Below are 4,199 nucleotides of genomic sequence, written 5' to 3'. Positions count from 1 at the left end.
GGTCTTGGCTGTCTATATTTTAACCAATAAATTGCTGTATTGCAAGCATAGTCAGCTTTTAAAGATAAATTATTGTTTTATTGGTCAGCAATAATTGTCTGTTTTTTCTTTAATTTTACATGACAAGTTCGGAAGAGCCACCTTTTTTCGAGATTATCTAGCTTTTGCTCGAAACTTTTTTCGAGATTATCTAGCTTTTGCTCAAACCTTTTTTCGAGATTATCTAGCTTTTGATCAACATTTTTCTGGAAGGTGTCTAGCTTTTGATCAACATCTTTCTGGAAGGTGTCTAGCTTTTGATCAACACCTTTAATACTATCTTTAATTTCCTTAAGGACAGATTCCAGGGAATAGGTAACGGTTTCTGCTGTCATTGCGGTTAACTCCTATCAGTCGAGAGATAATTTAATTATCGATAAAAATCCTCTTAATTCTCCACTTCATTTTTTTGGGAAAATCTCGCATCATCTTCCAATTTGTCGCTGATTTCCGGCAGTTTTAGCAATATTCCAGCGAATAACCAATAGTAAACAGAAACAGGCTCGACGGAGAGAGGATAATAGTAGGGATTATAGCTAATAAAAAGTAGGAAAATCCAGATACAGAGACCCCAATGCTTTAAAGCAGCATTTTTTACTTTTAAATAGGCTTTAAAGGTGAGAATACAGAGAATTGTCACCAGTGCCATAAAAGCGATAAAACCGATGATACCGATTTCGTGGAGGAGTTTAGCGTAGTAGGTTTCAATTAGTCTTATCCCTTCTTCTCCCGCTACATGAAGAGCGCCACTGCTGGCTCTGCCTAAACCAAAACCAAAAAGCTGTACATATCTGAAGCTCAACTGCATTTGATTGCCTACAAAGTCAATGGGAGACGAATATAGCCAGCGACCGATAAAATTTAGCCCTCTTTCCTGAATAAAGGGAATTAACGTCACCGCGAGCAGGGAAATCAGTCCCAAGATTCCCAATTTTAATGGTAACTTTCGTTTACTTTTGCTAGTAACAATAAAAAGAACCAAGTAAAACAAAGGTACTAGCAAAAAAGGTAATCTTTGTCCAGAAACCAGAGTCGCAAGCAAGACTAAAACCATGGCCACCCAACCAGCGACGCGCCATCTTTTTTGCGGATCACTAAAACTGGCCGCGTAACTGATGACGCTACTAGATACTAAAAACCAACCCCATTGCCAAGGATCGGAAAATGTGCCGGGGAGACGAATTAAGCCTCGATCGGGATTATACAACAATGAACCGCCGACAAAACATTGAGCTTTCAAGGTGGCTTTTTCGGTAATATCCGGATAAAATTGGCTGTCAGATTTCGGGACAAGGACTTCGAGTTGATTGAGGAATTCATTGTCAGGACAGATACCTTGGACGAGTAAGAAGTATTGAATTAGAGCTAAACCGCAACAGACTAAGATCATCACGATTAAAACTCGGTTAACCATGAATAAATCTCGTTTTTGCTCGATTAAATAGTACCCACAGAGAACTAGGGGAATATAACTGAGGAGGATTTTTAATCCCACAATTCCCACAATAATTCCTCCTTCGGGCAGATTGACAAAAAGAAAAGTTATCAAACTGCTGGCAAGTAAAATCAAAGCTGTGAGGAGAAAAGGCTTGATTTGGGGGCTTAATTGCTTAAAAGTTTTGGTTTTAATTAAAATTGCCGCTAAAGCGGGGAAATAAAAGGCATCCTTGGCGATTTTGTAGAGAGCATAGGATGGCTCTATGCCAATAAAGTTGCCCACTACCTGAAAAACTCTCACCACAGCCAACGCTAAGGTATTACTGAGGGGAAGATAGATGATTAGGGCTAATAATCCCAGACGGGGATAGATAAAAGAAGCGACCATGGCGGGAACTGCCCAAATTCCTAACAAGGCCGCTTTTTTGCCAAATACAATCCCTAAAACTAAACTAATTATTGTAGTGGCGATCACTAATATAGTTAGTAACAGGGAGTTCCTCTCTTTCATGCGGTGCAGCTTTGAACAGGTTGACCAGAAAGAAAGTCTAACAGATTTTTGTCAAGATTCTCATTCTCAATGGCCGAGAGTTTCCTTTTGCTTCTTACCTGTTGCTATACTTATGTAAAATTTCATTTATCTCGATCTTGACTCCGTGGCCGAAAATCCTTCTTTTCAAGACCTTTATCAAGCTGGAATCAGTGCTTTTGAGCGTGGACAATATCGTCTTAGTATCCAGCAATTAAATGCGGCTTTATCCTTAATTTCCTTAGGATCCCGAGCAGGGGGTGAGATCCAAATTTGGTTAATTTCTGCCCATCAGGGGTTAGGAGAGGGGGAGAAAGCCAGTGAAATCTGTAGGCAACTTATTACCCATCCTATCTATCAAATTCGCGAACAGGCCAAGCGTCTGCTTTATATTATCGAAGCTCCCCGTCTCAAACGCCCAGATGAGTGGATGACGAAGATTCCCGATTTAGAGAAACTTCCCGATAGTACAGCGCAATTTAAAAAGGGAACAAATAAACAGAAAAAAGAAGAACCCCCCGCACCCATGCAGTTAGAGCAGCATAAAAATACTTTTTTTAGCGGACTGGCGATCGCTATTGTTCTATTGATGCTCTGGTTTTTTGCTAAAAATGGCTAAATTACTTGACATTGACATCCTCACCGCCGTAAACGGACGGTGATGACCGGCAGCTCGAACAAACTTAATTGAACAACCGACCGCTGGGTTGACGCTTCACAGGATACTGCTTCTTTAACAGAAGTCTTACGCTTTCCGACCCGTCCGTTTAAAGTCTCCGATTGCCCACCGGCGACCTTGATATTTACCGCAGCATTGATGTCTCGATCATGAAAAGTCCCACAGAAAAAACATTCCCACTCACGAACATTTAACGCTTTCTTGCCGCCAATATTCCCACAACAGAAACATCGTTGGCTAGTTGGCTCCCAACTCGTAATTATCCGAAAATCACGCCCATATTTATCAGACTTTGCCGATAGCATATCTCGAAAAGAACGCCATCCTAAGTCTGATATAGCACGGGCTAGTTTACGATTCTTGACCATTCCCGATGTGTTTAAATCCTCTAAAATTATCGTTTGATTCTCACGAACAATTTTATTGGATAGTTTCTGCAAGAAATCAGTCCGAGTATCTTTAATCCTTGCGGGGATTTTAGCTACTCGTTTTCTGGCTTTTTCCCGTCGTTTACTTTCTTTCTGTTTTCTAGAAAGGTTTCTCTGTGCCTTTCTTAGTCGTTTCAATCGTTTCTTTAACGGTTTAGGAGCGTCTATCTTTTCCCCTGTTGAAAAAGTCGCAAAGGTAGCAATCCCTAAATCGATTCCCACTGACTCCCCATTATTAGGAAGTGTTTCGGGCTGAATCTCAACGACAAAGCTAAGAAAGTATCGATCTGTTGTGTCTTTAATCACGGTGACGCTAGAAGGTTTAGAGGGTAATGGACGACTCCAAACGACTTTTAAATCACCGATCTTTGCTAAAGTAACGTGGTGTTGATTGACGGTAAAACCATTATCGGTAAATCTTGCTGATTGTTTAAATTTGCGTTTTTTAAACTTGGGAGGCTTTACTTTCTTTCCTTTTCTTTCTCCCTGACAAGATGCAAAAAAGTTAGAGTAAGCAGTCTCTAAGTCTCTTAAGGACTGTTGTAAAGGAATAGAAGAAACCTCGGTCAGCCAGACTTTTTCTGTTGTCTTTTTAATTTGAGTTAGTCTTTTGGACAACTCTGTATATTTTGGCTTTTTCTCTCCTTGTTGATAGAGTTCTTGGCAGTAAGCTAAGGTATCGTTCCAGACGACACGCACACACCCGAACAACTGAGACAAAAGCCTCTTTTGTTGTTCTGTTGGGTAAATACGGTATTGATACCTTGCTTTCATTGTTGGTTTAAAATATGTGTGTCTGCATTCTATGGTAACTAGGTCTGCTAATAATGTCAATTCGGTCAGTAATCAGTAATCAGTAAAAAGACAGTAAGAAACTTCTATTTAATACTGCACACTTAAAAACTCACATCTGATAACTGATAACTGATAACTGAGGTGGTGATTTGGTAGTAGTGATGGCGGCTTAATCCTTTGCTTTGCTGTGCGTTGTAGTCATGGATAAAATACCAAAGGGTTCCCCAACGTGATTCTCCATTTTTTTAGAGAAAGATAGACTCTCTCTCACCAGCCGAGAAATCCTTTGTCG

General features: G+C 40.2%; 3 protein-coding genes and 2 pseudogenes. 1 reads left to right on the top strand and 4 read right to left on the bottom strand.

The genetic code is table 11. The annotated features are described in order from the left end of the window. Positions 1 to 143 precede the first annotated feature (143 nt). Together IM515_RS19565 and IM515_RS19560 are read right to left on the bottom strand one after the other, a co-directional pair. Positions 144 to 374, bottom strand: a pseudogene (locus IM515_RS19565) (DUF4164 domain-containing protein); the annotation flags it as partial. 53 nt (positions 375 to 427) lie between these two features. Continuing rightward, positions 428 to 1,987, bottom strand: a complete 1,560-nt coding sequence (locus tag IM515_RS19560) for a hypothetical protein (protein WP_287629889.1) — start codon at positions 1,985 to 1,987, stop codon at positions 428 to 430. A 145-nt stretch (positions 1,988 to 2,132) separates the two neighbouring features. Between IM515_RS19560 and IM515_RS19555 the strand changes: the two genes are divergently transcribed. Beyond that, entirely contained in the window at positions 2,133 to 2,624 is a 492-nt protein-coding gene (locus IM515_RS19555) for a hypothetical protein (protein WP_002767663.1), read from the top strand. Between the two features lie 20 nt (positions 2,625 to 2,644). On the opposite strand, the gene IM515_RS19550 is transcribed toward IM515_RS19555, so the two are convergent. Together IM515_RS19550 and IM515_RS19545 are read right to left on the bottom strand one after the other, a co-directional pair. Next, positions 2,645 to 3,886 carry an RNA-guided endonuclease InsQ/TnpB family protein gene (locus tag IM515_RS19550; protein WP_287629888.1) on the bottom strand — a complete coding sequence of 414 codons (1,242 nt, stop codon included), beginning with the start codon at positions 3,884 to 3,886 and terminating at the stop codon, positions 2,645 to 2,647. Positions 3,887 to 4,095: 209 nt separating this feature from the next. Further along, positions 4,096 to 4,199, bottom strand: a pseudogene (locus IM515_RS19545) (IS1 family transposase); the annotation flags it as partial.

This window comes from Microcystis sp. M44BS1, assembly GCF_020244875.1.
Classification (GTDB): Bacteria; Cyanobacteriota; Cyanobacteriia; order Cyanobacteriales; family Microcystaceae; genus Microcystis; species Microcystis panniformis.
The sequence above is the reverse complement of the archived record's forward strand: the minus strand, read 5'-3'. Positions and strand labels throughout refer to the sequence as shown.

Coding starts and splice junctions, on each gene's coding strand:
- IM515_RS19560 (WP_287629889.1), bottom strand. CDS start 1,987: ATGAAAGAGAGGAACTCCCTGTTACTAACTATATTAGTGATCGCCACT.
- IM515_RS19550 (WP_287629888.1), bottom strand. CDS start 3,886: ATGAAAGCAAGGTATCAATACCGTATTTACCCAACAGAACAACAAAAG.